Raw genomic sequence first — 270 nt, forward strand, 5'->3', positions numbered from 1 at the left:
ACTGCAGCTTTGCTGCATCCGAAATGTTTGCAATCAATTTCGCCAAATTACCCGATACGTTTTGAATCTCATCCAGTGCAACACCCGCATCCTTAGATAAGTTCGCACCGCGTACAACCTCAGACGTGGTTTGTTCCATCGAAATTACAGCTTCGTTGGTGTAGGTCTGAATGGTTTTTACCAGTGTTTCAATCTGCTTGGTTGCTGAAGCTGAACGCTCTGCAAGACGCTGTACTTCATCCGCAACCACGGCGAAACCACGACCTGCTT

1 protein-coding gene is annotated in these 270 nt (G+C 47.4%); it reads right to left on the bottom strand.

Annotated elements, in window-relative coordinates; genetic code table 11:
- On the bottom strand, positions 1-270 hold a 270-nt coding region (locus tag B4920_RS26360), incomplete at both ends, for a methyl-accepting chemotaxis protein (protein ID WP_254051073.1).

It is taken from the genome of Zoogloea sp. LCSB751 (assembly GCF_002028455.1).
GTDB lineage: Bacteria > Pseudomonadota > Gammaproteobacteria > Burkholderiales > Rhodocyclaceae > Zoogloea.